Here is a 16,220-nt window from a genome sequence, read left to right on the forward strand (position 1 = left end):
CGACGGGGGCCGGAGCCGGTCAGGAGGGGTGATGCGGACAGGAGGCGGGCGGGGCGTCCCCCGCCGCCGCGGTGTCGACCGTCCCGGCGTCGCCCGTCCTGACGTCGACCGCCCCCGCGTCGACCGTCTTCGTGTCGACCGCCCCGGCGTCGACCGTCCCGATGTCGACCGCCCCCGCGTCGGCCGTCCCCGCGGCCGGGGCCGGGACGCTCGCCGGGGCCGGGACGCTCGCCGGGGCGGGCTGCCGCGCCGGGGTCGCGGCCCGCTCGCGCGGGACCACGGTCACCATGACGTCCTGGAGCGGGCGCAGCGAGACCACCGGCGAGCCGTACTGCAGCGAGCTGCCGGGGATCCGCTGGATCTTGAACCGCTGGTTGACCATGGCGACGATGAGCCGCAGCTCCAGCAGGGCCATGAAGTTGCCCACGCACTGCCGGGGCCCGGCGCCGAACGGGAAGTACGCCAGCCGGGGCCGCTGCCGGATGGCCTCGGTGGTGAAGCGGTACGGGTCGAAGGCGAGCGGGTTGTCCCAGTAGCGCGGGTTGTGGTGGGTGACGAGCGGGGAGAGCAGGATCGAGGAGCCGGCCTCGATGTCGTAGCCGCCCAGCTGGTCCGCCCCCACGGCGGCCCGCGGGAAGATCCAGATCGGCGGGTGCATCCGCAGGCTCTCGTCGACGACCATGCGGGTGTAGCTGAGGGAGTCGGCGTTCTGCGCGTCGGGCAGCCCGCCGCCGAGCACGGTGGCGATCTCGGCGTCCAGCTCCTCCTGCACGTTGGGGTGGGAGGCGATCGACAGCAGCGTCCAGCACAGCGACACCGCGGTGGTCTCATGGCCGGCCAGGTAGACCGTGAGCAGCTCGTCCTTGATCTGCTGGGCGGTCCAGGGACGGCCGGTGACGGGGTCGACGGCCTGCTCCATCAGCGCGATCAGCGGGCCCTCGCCGGTCTCCGCGTACCGCCGGCGGACGTCGGCCACCACCCGGTCGAAGACCCGGTGGATCCGCTCGATCTTGCGCTTGCGCTCCGTGGGCACCCAGGAGGGCAGCATCTCGGCGGCGGTGCCGCGGCGGAACATCACCTCGACGACGTCGTCGACGATCTGCTTCAGCACCCGGGTCTCGGTCTTGATGTCGTAGGCGAACAGCGAGCGGCTGAGGGTGACCAGGGTCAGCTTCAGCATGTCGGTCATCAGGTCGACCGGCTGGCCCGCGGCGGCCTTGCGCTCCCAGCCCTCCATCATCTCCTCGGTGGCCCGGACGATGTTGGGGACGATGTCGTTGACGGCCTGCTTGAGGAAGACCGGCTGGACCGCGCGTCGGTGGCCGCGCCAGAACTCGCCGTCGGTGGTCAGCAGGCCCTTGCCCATGACCACGCCGAACTGCTCGTACAGCGGGCCGCGGACGTAGTTGGCGTGGTTCTCCACCAGGACCCGGCGCACCGCGTCCGGGCCGGTGACCTGATGCACCGTCATCGGGCCCAGCTGCATGCGCACCACCTCGCCGTAGTCGCGCTGCAGGCCCAGCAGGAACTCCGCGGTGTTGCGCTTCCAGTGCGCCAGGCTGCCCAGCAGGGGGACGCCCTTGGGGCCGGGCGCGAGGGAGCGCCGGCGCTGGGGGATCGTGGTCGTCGCCATGGTTGGGGTTCTCCTTGCTGTCAAGAGCGCGGCCCGCGCGGGACGGGGAACAGGCGGCGTACGAAGAGGTTGTCGAAGACCGAGTCCGGGGCGAGGCGGCGCAGCGCGAGGGTGCTGTGCGCCAGGAAGCCCACCGGGTAGCGGGCGCGGGGCCGCGCGGTGCGCAGGATCCGCTCCACGGTCCTGGCCACGTCGTCCGACTGGATGGCGAAGGTGCCCGCCAGGGTGCGGCGGCCGCCGCCGTAGATGGCGTTGAAGTAGTCGACGGTCTGGCGGCGGAACTCCTCGTAGTCGCGGCCGGCGAGCTTGAGGTTCCGCACGTTCTCCACGTACTTGGCGCCGAACTCGGTGCTGCGCACCGGTCCGGGCTCGACGAGGACCACCCGGACGCCGAAGGCGGCGGTCTCCAGTCGCATCGCGTCGCTGAGTGCCTCGACGGCGTGCTTGGTGGCGTTGTAGTAGCCGGAGCCGGGCACGGCGTAGCGGCCGAAGATGGAGGAGACGTTGACGACGGTGCCGCTGCCGGCCGCGCGCATGCCCGGCAGCACCAGTCGACTGAGCCGCACCAGGCCGAAGACGTTGGTCTCGAACTGCCGCCGCACCTCGTCGAGTTCGGCCTCCTCGACCACCGCGGACAGTGCGTAGCCGGCGCTGTTGACCAGCGCCCCGACCGAGCCGTGCGCGGCCTCCACCTCGGCCACGGCCGCGCGCATGCTCTCCTCGTCGGTGACGTCCAGCGGCAGGGTGTGAATGCCGGCCCCGGCGAGGTCCTTGATCGCGTCGGGGCGGCGGGCGGTCGCGTACACCTGGTGCCCGGCCCGGTGCAGCCGCAGCGCGCAGGCCCGGCCGATGCCGGAGGAGCAGCCGGTGATCAGGACCGAGGTCGGGGTGGGCTTCGTGGTCATCGAGGTCCTCGTGTGACGGGTCGGTGGGCGGCCGCGCGGGCCGGTCCCGACGGCGGGACCGGCCCGGGGCGGGTCAGGGCGCGGCGGGCGGGTCGAAGGCGCCGAGCTGCTGGGCGAGGTCGTAGGAGTCCATGGAGAACCAGCTCTCCACGATCAGGCCCTCGTCGTCGAACTCGTCGATGACGATGCCGGGGATCTCCAGCTTCCGGCCGCGCGCCGGGATGAGGCCGCCGGCGTAGGGCTCGCCGGTGTGGGTGCCCCGCGCGGTGAAGCGGCTGACCACCTTGTTGCCCTCGATGATCCAGTCCTCGACGGTGACGTGCAGGTCGGGGAAGGAGGCGCGCTGGATCCGCACCCACTCCTTGAGGTGCTCCACACCGGACTTGCCGTTGGGGGCGGTGCCGTGGCTGATGTGGTCGTCCCCCGCGCCCTCGTAGATGACGTCGAGGTTGCCCTTGTTGAGGCACTCCTCGTAGTAGCGCTCCAGGGTCGCCTTGTTCTGCTCGGCGGTTGCCATGTTCGTCCCTCTCGTCGTTCGTCGCTCGCCGCTGCGGACAGCGGTGGTCATGGGTGGTGGGTGGTGGGGGCGGGCGCGGCCGGGGCGGTCACCGGGGCCCGTGCCGGGTGGCGGGGGCGTCGCCGGACGGGCCGGGGGGATCGTCGCCGAGCGGGCCGGGCAGCCCGGAGACGGTGAGCACCGGCTCCCCGGTGGCCGCGCGGGTGACCCGCCACACCCCCAGGGCCGGGTCGCCCTCCACGCGGGACGGCCCGCGCTCCGCGGCGTGCGGCGCGATGCGCCCGATGACCAGGGGGTCGACGGTGACCGAGAGCCCCTCCCCGCGCCGGGCGCAGCGCCGCACGATGTTCTCCAGCGGCGCCACCGGCAGCGCGGGGTGCGGCACCTGCGGGGTCGCCCACAGGTCGTTGGCGGCGCACGGCCGTACCTCGGCGACCGGCCGGCCGTCGGGGCCGGTGTGCCACGCGGCGGCCGGCACCACCGCGGACCGCCAGCGCAGGAACGGCGGGCCGGAGCGCAGGGTGGTGCTCTGGGTGACCGCGGGGCGCTCCAGCGGGCCGGGCGGCTCGGCGTCGCGCCGGTGGACGACGCGCAGGCTCGCCTCCGTCGCCTCCCCGCCGTCCTCCCCCGCGCCGGTGTCGCCGGCCCGGCGGTAGCGCACCTCCACGACCCAGTCGCGGCCCTCGTGGAAGCCGCGCGCGGTGCGGGTGAGCCGGAGCCGTCCCCCGTCGAGCCGCAGCAGCGCCAGGGGCACCACGATCCGCTCGACGGCGGCGACCCGCAGTGCCGGGTAGTCCTCGGGGACCAGCCATTCGGCGCCGCGCACCGCGTTCTCCAGCAGCACGCTGACCGGCACCGCGTCGCCGCCGTCGACCTGGAAGTCGCCGAGCACCGGCGCCCGGTCGCGGTCGAAGACGACGGTGGCGTCCAGGCGGGCGTGCGGCTGGAAGGCGGTGACCTCGCCGAGGTGGAAGATCCGCGGGTACGCGGCCTGGAAGCCGGGCAGCGCGGGCACCACCGGGTAGCCGACGGCCTGGCCGGGGTCGATCGCCCGTCCCAGCGGGCCGACGAAGGTGACCTCCCCCGCCGTGCCGGCCAGCAACTCCGCCTCCCAGCGGGCCAGTCCGTCGGCGACGTCGATGGCCGCCATGTAGCGCAGGGTGGCGCCGAAGTTGGCGATGAGGCCGATCCGGTCCCAGGTGGGCCAGGCCAGCGTCATCACGGGGAAGGCGGCCCGGCGGTCGGCCCAGGTGCCCAGCCGCGCCAGCCCGTCGTTGGCCGCGGCGTACTCCAACTGGCCGACCATGCCGCCCAGTCGGCCGGTGAGCGAGCCGACCGCGCAGAAGAACTTCAGGTCGAGCTGCCGCACCTCCTCGAAGAGGTGCAGGAAGCCGTCGACCTTGACCTCGACGGTGCGCAGGATCTCCGCGTCGGACTTCTTGGGCAGCCGGGCGGCGGTGTCCACGCCGGCGTTGTGGATCACGCCGGTGAGCGCCCCGCCCTCGCGTCGGACCAGCTCCCGGACCTGCGCGGGGTCGGTGAAGTCGCATCGCGCGTAGTCGATGCGCAGGCCGTGCCGCCGCGCGGAGGTGAGGTTGGCCGCCAGCTCCCACAGCCGGCGCTCCCGGCCGAGGCGGCGACGCACCTCGGCCGGCGACCGTCCCGGGGGCCGCTCCGCCCACACCCCCCGCTCGTACGCCTTCAGCGCGGCCTCGTCCGCGCCGAACCACGGCTCGTCCCCGGTGGGGAAGGGCTCGCGGCCGGTCACCACGACCCGTACGCCGTGTCGTTCGGCGAGGGTGCGCGCCAGCTCCCAGCCGATGCCGCGGCCGCCGCCGGAGACCAGCACGGTGTCGGCGGGCCCGAGGGTGAGCGCCGGCGCGGCGGGCGGCCGGGCGCCGGGGGTGAGGGTGAGCCGGCGCCCGTCGCGGTAGCCGACCTCGATCTGGCCGACCCGGCCCAGCTCGGCGGCGACGATGCCGGGCAGCTCGGCCGCGGCGTCCAGGGCGAGGTCGACGACCCGCGCGTTGCAGTTGGGGAACTCGCGGTGCAGGGTCTTCGCCAGGCCGGCCCAGATGCCGCCGAGCGGCTGCGCCAGGTCGTCGTCGGGGTGCTGGCCCATCCCGCCGCCCAGATAGCTGACGGCGAGGTAGAACAGCCGGTCCGCGGCGGTCTCGGCCGCCCAGGCGTCGTACACGCCGCGCAGCGCCGTGACGGTCTCGGTCAACGCGGCCCGCCACGCCCCCACCGCCTCGCGACCGCCGGCCGAGAGGCGGTGCCCCACGGTGAGGTCGACGATGGCGTCGACGGGACCGGTGTGGGCCGCGCCGTGCCGCACCCGGGCGCCGCACCGGGTCAGCTCCACGCCGACGGCCCGCGCCACGGCGGGCTCGCCGCCCAGCAGCAGCACCCGCAGGCCGGCCAGCCGGGCGGGATCGTCGACGGCCGGCGGCAGTTCGGTGAGCTCCCACACCATCCGGGTCACCGGCTGGACGGCGGCGTCCTCCGCCGGCCCCTCCGCGGGGGCCGGCGGCGCCGCGACGGGCGTCGGGTCGGTGAGGGTCATCGGCGGGCCTCCGATGCCGCGTCGGCGGGGACCGCCTCGCCGGTCTCGGCGTCGATGTAGCCGATGAGCGTGGCCTGGAGGTCCTTCATCTGGAGCAGCATCCGGCCGTCCGGGCGGGCGGCGACGAAGCGGTTGCTCACCCGGTCGGCGGCCAGGTCGAAGCCGGGCGGGGTGACGTACAGATCGATGACGTCGCCGCCGGTGGCCAGGGCGCGGTCGCTGGTCTCCTCGTACAGGTCGATACGGCGGATGGAGAGCGGCGCGGCCACCGGCACCAGCCGGCCGTCGACCAGGTCCAGCACGCCCACCCGCGCCAGCCCGTCCAGCAGGATGCCGGGCACGGTGAAGCGGGACCAGACCGGGTCGCCGGCCGGGATGTCGGGGGCGTAGCGGGCCCGCTTGCCGCGCGGGTGGATGCGGGTGTCGGTGGTGGAGACGAAGGGGCCGGTCAGCATCACCGGGGCGCCCGACTGGTGGTACGGGTCGGGCACCGGGGTCTCCGCGCCGGCCTCCCACGGCTCCCAGCGGGGCGCGGCGGGCAGGGCGTCGGCGAGCAGCACCCTGGCCAGGAAGTGCACCCGGTCCTTCTTGAGCACCACGCCGCTGGGTGCGACCACGTCCTCGGTGATCCGCACCTGGACGACGGTGGTGTCCCCGACGGTCTCGGCCAGTTCGGCGCGGATCCGCTTGGGTCCGGTGGGCACGTCCTGGTAGACCCGCAGGAAGTGTTCGAAGCGCAGGTCCTCGAAGCCGATGACCTTCTTGTCGGGGACCAGCGCCCGGGCGGCCTCGGCCGCGATCTCGGTGACGAAGGTGCCGGGCAGCGTCGCCTCGCCGCGCACCGTGTGGTGGCCGAGGTAGGCGTCGGTCTCCAGGTCGAAGGGGCACTCGTAGACCACCGCGGTCGCGCTGCGCTCGACCGGGCGGCGCAGGTAGAACCCCTGGTCCGCGGCGGCCGGGCCGGCGAGGTAACCGGGGTAGAAGCGCTCCACCGTGGCCCGCTCGGCCTCGCCCAGGTGCACCACCGAGGGCCGGCGGTGCGGCGCGTGCAGCTCCTGGACGAAGTGCTGGATGCCCTCGGCGATCGACATGTTGCTGTAGGAGCCGGCGCGCTCGTAGTACGCCTTGGTCAGCTCGTCGGCGCCCATGCCGACGCCTTCCCACAGCGTCCAGCCGATGGTGAACTCCTCGGTGGCGGTGGTCGCCGAGGCATGGGTGGCGGCGCTGGCGAGGAAGTCGTTGGCGGCCGCGTAGTCGGCCTCCCCCAGCTGCCCGAAGTAGCCCAGCAGCGAGCCGAAGTTGCACCACAGCCGGGGTGGCCGGCCGCGCAGCGCGTGCTTGAGGTTGAGGTAGGAGTCCACCTTCAGGTCGCGGATGGCGGTGAACTCCGCGAAGCTCTTGTCCTTGATCAGCCCGGAGCGCTGCAACCCGGCGGCGTTGACCAGCAGGTCGATCCGGCCCTGCTCGTCCAGGACCCGGCCCATGGCACGGTCCACCGCGTCCCGGTCGCGCATGTCGCAGGCGAGGTACGTCACCCGGCCGGGGCCGCTGTGCGCCTCCATCTCGGTCAGGTTGCGGCGCGCCCAGCGGGCGTTGACGAGGCGGTCGAAGGCGCGGTTGATGTCGGCGACGCTGCGTCCGTCGCGCCGGGCCAGCTCCGCCTTGATGAAGCCGGAGCGGCGGGCGGCGAACTCCTCGTCGGTGCCGGTGAAGGTGTCCGCCGGGTGGCTGTCCAGCGCGTTGCTGCCGAGGACGTAGATCCGCGGCCGGAAGTGCTCGGCGACGGCCTTGACCACCTCGGCGGTGATGCCGCGCGCGCCGCCGGCGACCACCACGACCGACTCCCGGTCCAGGACCGCGGTCGCTCCGGCGGCCAGCGCGTTGGGCTCGTCCCGGAGCACATACCCCTTCCGCACCCCGTCGAGGTCGAAGACGACCGGGAAGGCGCGGTCCGCGGCGCTCTCCTGCTCGGCACGGGCGACGGCCGCCGCCGGGTCGGTGGCGGAGGTGAACAGCGCGTAGCCCAGCGCCTCCGGGCGCTCCAGGCGGGCGGTCTTCAGCAGCCCGGAGAACAGCCCGGTGTACGGGTGCGGGACGCCGCCGGACGCGGCGCCGAGCAGCAGCACCACGAAGGAGGCGGCGGGGTCGCCCAGGTCGTCGTACGCCTGCTGGAGCACCAGGTAGGCGGCGTCGTGCAGGGCGGTCAGCCGGGGCACCGGGGTGGTGAGCGCCTGCTCGGGCGGCGCGGAGCGGCCGAGGTCGCCGAACACCCGCAGCGCGGTGACTCCCGGGCCGGCGGCGGCCAGCACCTCGCGCACCGCCTCCGGGGTGGCCTCGGGCAGGTGGTGCCAGCCGGGGCGCGGGGCGTCCAGGGGCACGGTGGAGAGCACCGTCAGCGGCGCGTCGGCGGGGGCCACCCGCGCGAGCGACTCGGGGGCGTCGGTGAGGACCAGCGCGCCGCTCGGCAGGAACGGGGTGCGGGGGCGCACCTCCCGCGCGGGCAGCTCGGTGAGCACCGGCACCTGGCGGTGGACGCGCAGCGGGGTGCCGGGGGCCAGCTCGCCGTCGGTGGCGAAGGTCGAGGGCAGCGGGGCGCGTTCGGCGGCGGGGCCGTCGGCGTCGCCCTCCTCGCCGGGGATGGTGAGCCGCAGCCGGGCGCCGGCCGCGCTCTCGCTCTCGTCGGTGGAGACCGCCACCGTGCCGGGGCGGCCGTGCAGCGCCTTCAGTACGGCCAGTCCGCCGGCCGCGCCGAGGTAGCGGGCGGTCGCCGGGGCGGGCGCCCCGCACAGCAGGGTCTCGTCCTCGCCGGCGTCCTGGTCCAGCGCCTCGTCGACGTAGGCCAGGACCTTCAGTCCGGCGCTGCGGGCGCGCTCCTCGGTGGTGAGCGCGAAGAGGAAGGCGCCCTCGGCGAGCTCCGCGGCCTCCGGCGGCAGCAGGTCGCCGATCAGCGTGCGGTACTCCGGCAGGCTGTTGCCGTTGATGCCGCCGGCCAGCGCGAAGTCCAGTTCCCCGGTGCGCAGATAGCGGCTGGCGGAGGTGATGGAGGACAGCGCGGAGGCGAAGCCGGAGTCCATCGTCATGTTGGGGCCGTGCAGGTCGAAGTAGTTCGCCACCCGGGCCGAGATGATGTTCGGCATCTGGCCGGGGAAGGAGTCCTCGTTGGAGGCCGGGATCATCTCCCGCACCTGGGCGCGCAGCCCGTCCAGCAGCCGCGGCACGGCGTCCGAGGCCACGTCGGCCAGGGCCTCCTCGATGTCGTCGAGGTAGCAGCGGTTGGCGTAGAGCATCGCCGCGCGGGTGGGGCCCATGTGGCCGACGAAGACGCCGGTGGTCAGGGCCTGCTCGGCCCAGAAGTCGGGCATCTGGTCGCGCAGTTGGTGCGCGCACTCCAGGATCATCAGCTGGCAGCGGTCCAGCGCCCGGATGGTCTTCGGAGGGAGCCGCACCTTGTTGAACGGCGGCGCCGGGTAGTCCCGGCCGAAGCTGTCCAGCGGGCGCGCGCCGCCGTCGAGCCAGCGGAGGACGTCGTCGCGGGAGTCGAGCCCGGGCAGGTGTGCCGACCAGCCCACGACGGCCACCCGGTTGCCGGTGTCCGGCACCTTGGCGGCGGGCGCGGCCGCGGCCCGGGCCGGCGCGGCGGCGGAGCGGGCGGCGGGCCGGCTCTCGGAGACGATCAGGTGGGCGTTGGTGCCGCCGAAGCCGAAGCCGGAGACGGCGGACAACCGCGGCTCGCCGGCCGGCCCGGACCACTCCCGGTGCTCCGGGGTGATCTCCAGCCCGGTCTCCGCCAGCCGGAAGTCCTCCCGGGGCGCGCTGAAGCGGAACTGGCCGGGGATGGTGTGCTCCTCCAGGCCCAGCAGGTTCTCGATCAGCGAGACCACGCCGGCGGCCCAACCGGTGTGCCCGATCAGCGACTTGTTGGAGGTCACGGAGGCGGGCCCGGAGGTGCCGTAGTACTCGCGCAGCGTGGTGAACTCCGCCAGGTCGCCGGCCGGGGTGCCGGTGGCGTGCGCGTTGACCCACCGCACATCGCCGCCGTCGACGTCGCCGGCCTCCAGCGCCCGCTGCACGGCGAGCGACTGGCCGGCGGCGTTCGGGGCGTAGATCGCCTTGCCCTTGCCGTCGGAGGAGGAGCCGAAGGCGCGCAGCACGCCCAGCACCCGGTCGCCGTCGGCCTCGGCCCGACTGAGCCGCTTGAGGACCACCAGCGCGGCCCCGTCGGCGAAGATCACGCCGTCGGCGTCCTCGTCCAGCGCGTGCACCCGGCCGCGCTTGGAGAGCCCCTGGAGCTTGGAGAAGAGCACAGTCCCGCGCGGGGCCAGGGCGAAGGCGCCGCCGCACACCGCGATGTCCTGCTTGCCCATCAGCAGGCCCTTGGCGGCGATGTCGATCGCGTACAGGGACGAGGAGCAGGCCGTGTCGACCATGTGCAGCTCGGTGTCGGCCGGCAGCAGCCCCTGCATGGCCAGCTCGCCGACGCGGTGCGGCAGGAACCGCTCCCCGCCCTGCGCCGCCCGCCAGTAGCGGCGCTTCAGCGCCGCGTCGACGTCGCCGCGCAGCGCCTCGCGCTCGCCCTCCGCGAGCGGCAGCCCGCCCACGATGTCGTGCGTCATCCGCACCACGCTGTCCAGCACCCCGGCCTCCTCCAGGTGCTGGCTGCCGTCGGGGGTGTAGCCGACGACGAAGGAGGCGCGGTCGGTCTCCCGGTGGGCCACCCCCTCCAGCGCCTGCACCAGGCTGTGCCGCAGCCACATGGTGGTGAACTCGTGCTCCTCGGCACCGTCCGCCATGCTGTCCACCGAGCCGGGCGCCGCCTGGAAGTCGGTGATGAACACGCAGTTCTCGGCGTACGCCTTGTCCTCGTCCGCGGTGTCCGCGGAGTGGAAGTTGGCGTGCCGCCAGCGGTCCGCGGGCACGGGCGTGAACAGCTCGTCGCCCGTGGTGCGCAGCTTCCAGAACTCCTCGGGGCTGTTGGCGCCCGCGACCGTGAGGCCCATGCCGACGACGGCGATGGCGTCGTCCTCGACGGCGATGGCGTCATCTTCGACGGGGGTGGCCGCGGCCCGGTCGGGCTCGCGCTCCCGTACGACGGCGGGCCGCGGGGGCGCGGCGGCCTCGGCGGCGGGGCCCACGACCGTGTCCGCGGCGGGCGGCGCGCCCTCGCCCGGAGCCGCCACGACCAAGGCCGCGCGCTTCTCGTCGGCCCGCTCCCCGACAGGGACCGCCGCGTCGACGGCCGTCCCCGCGGCGGGGACGGCCGCGGTCGCCGTCCGGGGCTCGGCCGTCACGGTCGGCTCCGCCGGCGCGCTCGGTGCCGGCGGGGGCGAGAGCAGGGCCGCGCCCAGGGAGAGGCCGCCGTCGGCGAGGACGACCTGGCCGGTGATCCAGCGGGACTCGTCGGAGGCGAGGAAGGCGACGACGTCCGCGAACTCCTCGGGGGTGCCGAGCCGACCGAAGGGCGTGGCGCGGGCGATGACCTCCTGCATCTCCCGGGCGCGGGGGAACCTGTCGGCGACCTCGCTGGTCAGCATGGCGGCGGAGGCGGTGTTGACGCGGATGCCCAGCGGGGCGAACTCCACCGCGAGGTAGCGGGTCGCCGCCTCGGCGGCGGCCTTGGCGGGGCCGCACGCCGAGTAGTTGGCCATGACGAACTGCGAGCCGCCCAGCGCGGAGACGGTGACGATGGAGCCGCCCCCGTGGCGGGCCATCAGCGGGGCCGCCGCGCGGGCGACCCGCAGTCCGCCCTTGTAGTTGGTGTCGACGGCCTTGGCGATGTCCTCGTCCGTGACCTCCCGCAGGGGCAGCAGCGCGCCGTTGGCGGCGCTGTTCACCAGGATGTCCAGTCGCCCGTGGCGCTCTTCGAGCTCCGCGAACATCCGGTCGACCTGCTCCTGGCGGGCCACCGAGGCGCGGGCCAGGTCGACCGTGGCGCCGTCGGCGACCAGCTCGTCCCGGGTCCGCTTCGCCTGGTCGTGCGAGTGGAAGTAGTTGATGACGAGATGGGCGCCGCGCGCGGCCAGCGCCTGGGCGATCGCCTTCCCGATCCCCTTCGACCCACCGGTGACGAGCGCCACCTTCCCCGTGAGGTCACTCATTGGAACGCCTACTCCTTACGAAACACTTCGAAACGGGAGGGGGTTGGAGTGGCCGTCAGCCGGCGGCCGAGGCGGACGCCGCGGCGCGGTCGCCCCGCGCGTTCAGCTGCTCCAGCACGAAGTCCGTGATCCGGCCCATGGTGTTGTAGGTCGCCAGCCGGAAGCCGGAGTCGCGCGGCGGCAGTCCGTAGCGGTCCGAGACCCGGGAGAGCAGCTCGACCTGCTTGACCGAGTCGACCCCGAGCTCCGCCTCCAGCTGCACCTCGTCCTCGAAGACGTCCTCGGGGTACTCCAGCGCCTCGGCGTACAGCGCCCGCAGCTCGTCGAAGAGCCGGGGGCGGTCGTAGGAGGCGCCGTCCGCCGGCTCGGCGGCCGCCGGCGCCGAGGCGGGCGCCTCAGGGGCGACGGTGGCCGGCGGCTCCGCGGCCGCCGCGTCGTGCGCCTTGCGGAAGGCGTCCAGCTCGCCGCGGACCAGCTCCAGGACCATCTCGCCGCGCTCGCTCCAGTAGGCCGCGAAGACCTCCGCGGGCACCGCCGGGGCGAGCAGCTCGGCGAGTCCGCCGCCGTGGTCGCGGTCGGCGAGGCCCGCCTCGCGCAGGGTGTCCAGGGTCTGGTCGAGCGCGAGCCGGCCGCCGAGCACCGCCAGCGTGGGCAGGGCCCGCACCGGAGCCCCGGAGGTGAGCCGGCCGACCAGCTTGGCGAGCGCGGCGCGGCCGCCGGCCTCGACGAAGACGCTGACGCCCGTGTCCCGCAGCTGCCGCACGGCGGCGGCGAACCGGACCGGCCGGGTGAAGTGCTCCGCCAGCAGGTCGGCCAGCGCGTCACCCGGCTCGTAGTAGCGCTGGAGGATCGGCGAGTAGACCGGGCGGGCCAGCGGGTGCTGGTCCAACTTCCGTACGTACGCGGCGAACTCGGGGGCGGCCGGGGCCAGCGCCGGGGTGTGGAAGGGGAACGGGGTGTCGATCTCGATGGCGTTCACGCCCAGTTGCCCGGCGATGACCACCACGCGGTCCAGCACCCCGGCCGGGCCGCTGACCACGGTCTGCTCGTCGTGGTTCTCGGTGGCCACGGCGAGCAGCGGCTCGTCGATGAGCTCCAGCAGCTTGCCGGTGCGCTCCGCGCTCGCGGACAGCGCCACCATGCGGCCGTCGATGCCGCTCTGCCGCTCGATCACGGCGACCCGCTGGGCGACGATGCGCACCCCGTCCTCGACGGAGAACGCCCCGGCCGCCACCAGGGCGGTGATCTCGCCGAGGCTGTGTCCGGCCAGCACGTCCGGGGCGGCGCCGTGCGCGGTGAGGATCTCGTGGGCGGCCAGGCCCGCGCCGTAGATGGCGATCTGGGAGGCCCAGGGGTCGCTGTCCAGCAGGTCGCGCAGGTCGGCCTTGCGGTCGCCGAAGAGCAATTCGCTGACGCGGCGCGAGTAGAGCTCCTCGGTCGCCGTGTCGATGCGTTCGAAGACCCGACGGACCTGCGGGTAGCGGGTCCTGGCCCGGCGCAGCGCCTCGCCGTCGAAGCCGCCCTGGCCGGGGAAGAGGAACGCGGTCGTGAAGCCGGCGGAAGAGCTGGGAGACATGCCGATACCTCCGTCATGGGGGTTGGGGTCGGGAAGAGGGAAGGGGGCCGGGATCCGGCGGGCGCTCAGGCCGTCCGGCCTGCGGAGCCGCCGAGCAGATAGGTCCCCATGGAGCCGAGGTTCGCGGCGATCAGCCGGTCGGCGAGCCGGGTCACCGGCGGCAGGTGCCGGGGGGCGCCGCGAACCAGCCACTTGACCATCCGGATCTTCCAGCCGGGGTCGCCGCCCGGCGTGACATGGTCGAAGAGCGCGTGGATGTTGGCCGGGGCGTAGAACTCCGCGGGCGGCACGATGGTGGCGAACATGCCGACCATGCCGGAGCCGTGCTCCGGGCTGCGCGTCATCGCCCGGATGATCTCGAGCTCCTCGCGGTTGTGGTCGGCGATCATCGCGTGGTCGCGGGTGTACCGGTAGTGGCCGCGCACCAGCGCGTCGCGCCGGCGGGCGTAGCCGGCCAGCGCCTGGTTCAGGTCGCGGTCCCCGGAGAGCGCCGGCTCGACGGCCTCGGCGAGGAGTTCGGCGCCGCGCAGCGCGTCGGTGATGCCGGCGGCGGTGATCGGGTCGCGGGTGTAGCCGGCGTCGCCGACCAGAGCCCAGCCGCGACCGTGGGAGCGGCGCAGGAAGTTGGGCACGGCACCGGTCATCCACCGGTCGACGCGCTCGGTCTCCCGGAGCCGGGCCGCGAAGTCGGGGTCGACCTCGTCGAAGGCGGCGATGACGGTCTTGTCCCGCTCCTCGTCGGGGGCCGCCTGGAAGTCCTTGACCGGCAGCGCCACGCCCACGATGGTCAGTCCGTCGTGGGTGGGCCAGGTGAAGGCGTGTTTGTGGTGGTGGCGGTAGGTGCGCACCCTGCCGTCGTGCGGCAGCCCCGACCAGTAGGACCAGTGGCTCTTGTTGAGCACCGGGGAGGTGTCGTACTTCTCGGCGCCGACCAGTCGGGCGACGGTGGAGTTGGCGCCGTCGGCGCCGACCACCAGGCGGGCGTGGGCGACGACGGGGGTGCGGTCCTCGGTCTCGGCCCGGACGCCGATGACGGTGCCGTGGTCGTCGGTGAGCAGCTCGCGCAGCGCGACCTGCTCCCGCAGCTCCGCCCCGGCCTCGACCGCGCCTTGCAACAGGATCTCGTCGAGCTTCGTGCGCTCGGGCGAGTACGCCTCGGCGACGCCGTCGACGGCGGGAAGCCTGGCCATCAGGGCGACCGGACCGCTCTGCAGTCCGTAGGAGTGGATGGGCGGGCAGCCGGTGGCCCGGACCGCGTCCAACAGGCCCCAGCGGCGCAGTCTGAGAATTCCCGGCGGATGGATCAGATTGGTCGCCGCCGCCTTGCCTCCGGGGAATTTCGCCCGGTCAAGCAGCAGCACCCGGTGGCCCGCCTTCGATAACAGCATCGCCGTCGCCGCACCGCTGACTCGTGCGCCCACAACAATGACGTCGTACATCGCGACCCCCATGTCCGGTCGGCGCCCGCGCACGGTCGACCGGATCGGCAATTTCGCACTTTGGAAAGATGGCAGCATGACGGAGGCGATTCCGGCATCGCGGCATCGACGATGCTCATCGCCCTCATGGCTTACGGATGAGAAGAACGGCCCACACTATGCGACGCATACTCGGCGGGGGCGGCATGAGTAACGCTATCCGGCCTTCTTCTCCGAGGACACTGTACTTTCGTTCAGGTGCCGGTAGCTGAGGGCGACGAGGCCCGCCTGCAAACGCGACTCCACCTGCAGTTTCTCAAGTATTCGGGCCACGTGGGCCTTGACTGTGCGCTCGGTCACCTGCATCCGCACCGAGATGCTGCGATTGGACCAGCCGGCGCCGAGCAGCGCGAAGGTCTCGGCCTCGCGAGCGGACAGGAGCCGGACCCGGCGCAGCTCACGCGACCAGGTCGGCTCGGGGAGATCCATCGTCGACATCACTGACAGCCGCGTCACCACAGCGTTCCCCCTTGCATCGCATTCCATCGGGCACCCCGCAATGATCCGGTGCACCCGCCGGTTTGTGTATTGATTATTAGTCGCGCGGACCCCGCTCGGTCAAGCTTTCGAACTTTTCTCGCGAGGTGAGAAATGCCTGCGGAGCGCCCCGGAGAAGGCCAAGTATTCACACCGTTAACGAGAATTTATTCTGATTCCGTCAGCGGCGTGCCGGGTGGCTGCGATCACATCCCGCGAAATCTCCGCGGGCAGTGCGTGGGCCGGCTTCAGTAGCAGCACCGAGCCCATGATCAGCTCATCCGCGTGGACCGGGGCGGCGCAACCGTGCCAACCGGCCGCGCTCTCCTCGCACTCCACGGCGTACCCCTGCTCCCGGATCGGCTTCAGGGACGCCAGCAGCTCGACGTCGTCCCGGTGGGCGCCGGGTCCGGCCTCCGGCGGCACGGGCTGCTCCAGCACCGCCTCCCGGATGGCCTCCGGAAGATGGGCCAGGATGGCGCGGCCGGCCGCGCCCACCCGCAGCGACTGCGAGACGGCCAGCAGGGCCCGCGGCGACAGGCCGAGCTCCGTCAGGTCGGAGTCGCCGACCGCCATGTCCACGCACTGCCGTCCGGCGCCGCCGAACGGCGCCAGGAGATAGAGGAAGGCCAGACCGCCCTCGGTGGCCTCGCGCAGGCCCTCCAACGCCGCGTGGCAGGCGTCCCGGACGGGCGCGTGGGCCAGCGCCTTCAGGGCCAGGTGCGGAGTGGTCGAACCCAGGCGGTAGAGCCCGCGCCCCTCCTGGACGAAGGCCCCCTCGCCCACCCCGGAGCGCAGGATGCGGTAGACCGTCGAGTCGTCCAGACCGGTCGCCCGGGCCAGCTCCCCGGGGCCGTGGGCCCGCCCCCGCAGCCAGGTGAACGCCTGCTGGACGCGGAAGACGCGCTCCGCGTGCCCGGTTCCGCCGACCGCACCTCTACTGACCACCCGCCCCGGCCCCCTGCCCGCGCGC

Annotated in this window: 9 protein-coding genes; all 9 read right to left on the reverse strand. The window is 73.9% G+C overall.

Annotated elements, in window-relative coordinates; all coding sequences use genetic code 11:
• Window positions 1-19: 19 nt before the first annotated feature.
• Window positions 20-1,633, reverse strand: a complete 1,614-nt coding sequence (locus LRS74_RS06195; protein WP_277740033.1) for a cytochrome P450 — start codon at window positions 1,631-1,633, stop codon at window positions 20-22.
• Window positions 1,634-1,653: 20 nt separating this feature from the next.
• Entirely contained in the window at window positions 1,654-2,538 is an 885-nt protein-coding gene (locus LRS74_RS06200) for an SDR family NAD(P)-dependent oxidoreductase (protein ID WP_277740034.1), read from the reverse strand.
• A gap of 73 nt (window positions 2,539-2,611) precedes the next feature.
• The gene (locus tag LRS74_RS06205) at window positions 2,612-3,055 is read right to left on the reverse strand and encodes an ester cyclase (protein ID WP_277740036.1); all 444 of its coding nucleotides are present in this window, start codon (window positions 3,053-3,055) and stop codon (window positions 2,612-2,614) included.
• A gap of 88 nt (window positions 3,056-3,143) precedes the next feature.
• Window positions 3,144-5,621, reverse strand: a complete 2,478-nt coding sequence (locus tag LRS74_RS06210) for a KR domain-containing protein (RefSeq protein ID WP_277740037.1) — start codon at window positions 5,619-5,621, stop codon at window positions 3,144-3,146.
• Window positions 5,618-11,716: an SDR family oxidoreductase gene (locus tag LRS74_RS06215; protein WP_277740038.1), complete on the reverse strand. Its 6,099-nt coding sequence runs from the start codon at window positions 11,714-11,716 to the stop codon at window positions 5,618-5,620. Before LRS74_RS06215 ends, LRS74_RS06210 begins: the two co-directional genes overlap by 4 nt.
• A 55-nt stretch (window positions 11,717-11,771) precedes the next feature.
• Window positions 11,772-13,292 (reverse strand): acyltransferase domain-containing protein, encoded by a 1,521-nt coding sequence (locus LRS74_RS06220; protein ID WP_277740039.1) that lies wholly within the window; start codon window positions 13,290-13,292, stop codon window positions 11,772-11,774.
• A 65-nt stretch (window positions 13,293-13,357) separates the two neighbouring features.
• Window positions 13,358-14,809, reverse strand: coding sequence for an NAD(P)/FAD-dependent oxidoreductase (locus LRS74_RS06225; protein ID WP_347178101.1), 1,452 nt, complete (start codon window positions 14,807-14,809; stop codon window positions 13,358-13,360).
• Between the two features lie 117 nt (window positions 14,810-14,926).
• Complete coding sequence (locus tag LRS74_RS06230) at window positions 14,927-15,229, reverse strand: LuxR C-terminal-related transcriptional regulator (protein WP_277740041.1); 303 nt, start codon at window positions 15,227-15,229, stop codon at window positions 14,927-14,929.
• Window positions 15,230-15,403: 174 nt separating this feature from the next.
• Window positions 15,404-16,195, reverse strand: coding sequence for an IclR family transcriptional regulator C-terminal domain-containing protein (locus tag LRS74_RS06235; protein WP_277740042.1), 792 nt, complete (start codon window positions 16,193-16,195; stop codon window positions 15,404-15,406).
• Window positions 16,196-16,220: the final 25 nt, after the last annotated feature.

Source organism: Streptomyces sp. LX-29, assembly GCF_029541745.1.
Taxonomy (GTDB): Bacteria; Actinomycetota; Actinomycetes; order Streptomycetales; family Streptomycetaceae; genus Streptomyces.

Excerpts from the sequence above, each read along its gene's own strand:
- LRS74_RS06205 (WP_277740036.1), bottom strand. The coding sequence starts at position 3,055 with ATGGCAACCGCCGAGCAGAACAAGGCGACCCTGGAGCGCTACTACGAG.
- LRS74_RS06220 (WP_277740039.1), bottom strand. The coding sequence starts at position 13,292 with ATGTCTCCCAGCTCTTCCGCCGGCTTCACGACCGCGTTCCTCTTCCCC.
- LRS74_RS06200 (WP_277740034.1), bottom strand. The coding sequence starts at position 2,538 with ATGACCACGAAGCCCACCCCGACCTCGGTCCTGATCACCGGCTGCTCC.
- LRS74_RS06225 (WP_347178101.1), bottom strand. The coding sequence starts at position 14,809 with ATGCTGCCATCTTTCCAAAGTGCGAAATTGCCGATCCGGTCGACCGTG.
- LRS74_RS06215 (WP_277740038.1), bottom strand. The coding sequence starts at position 11,716 with ATGAGTGACCTCACGGGGAAGGTGGCGCTCGTCACCGGTGGGTCGAAG.
- LRS74_RS06210 (WP_277740037.1), bottom strand. The coding sequence starts at position 5,621 with ATGACCCTCACCGACCCGACGCCCGTCGCGGCGCCGCCGGCCCCCGCG.
- LRS74_RS06195 (WP_277740033.1), bottom strand. The coding sequence starts at position 1,633 with ATGGCGACGACCACGATCCCCCAGCGCCGGCGCTCCCTCGCGCCCGGC.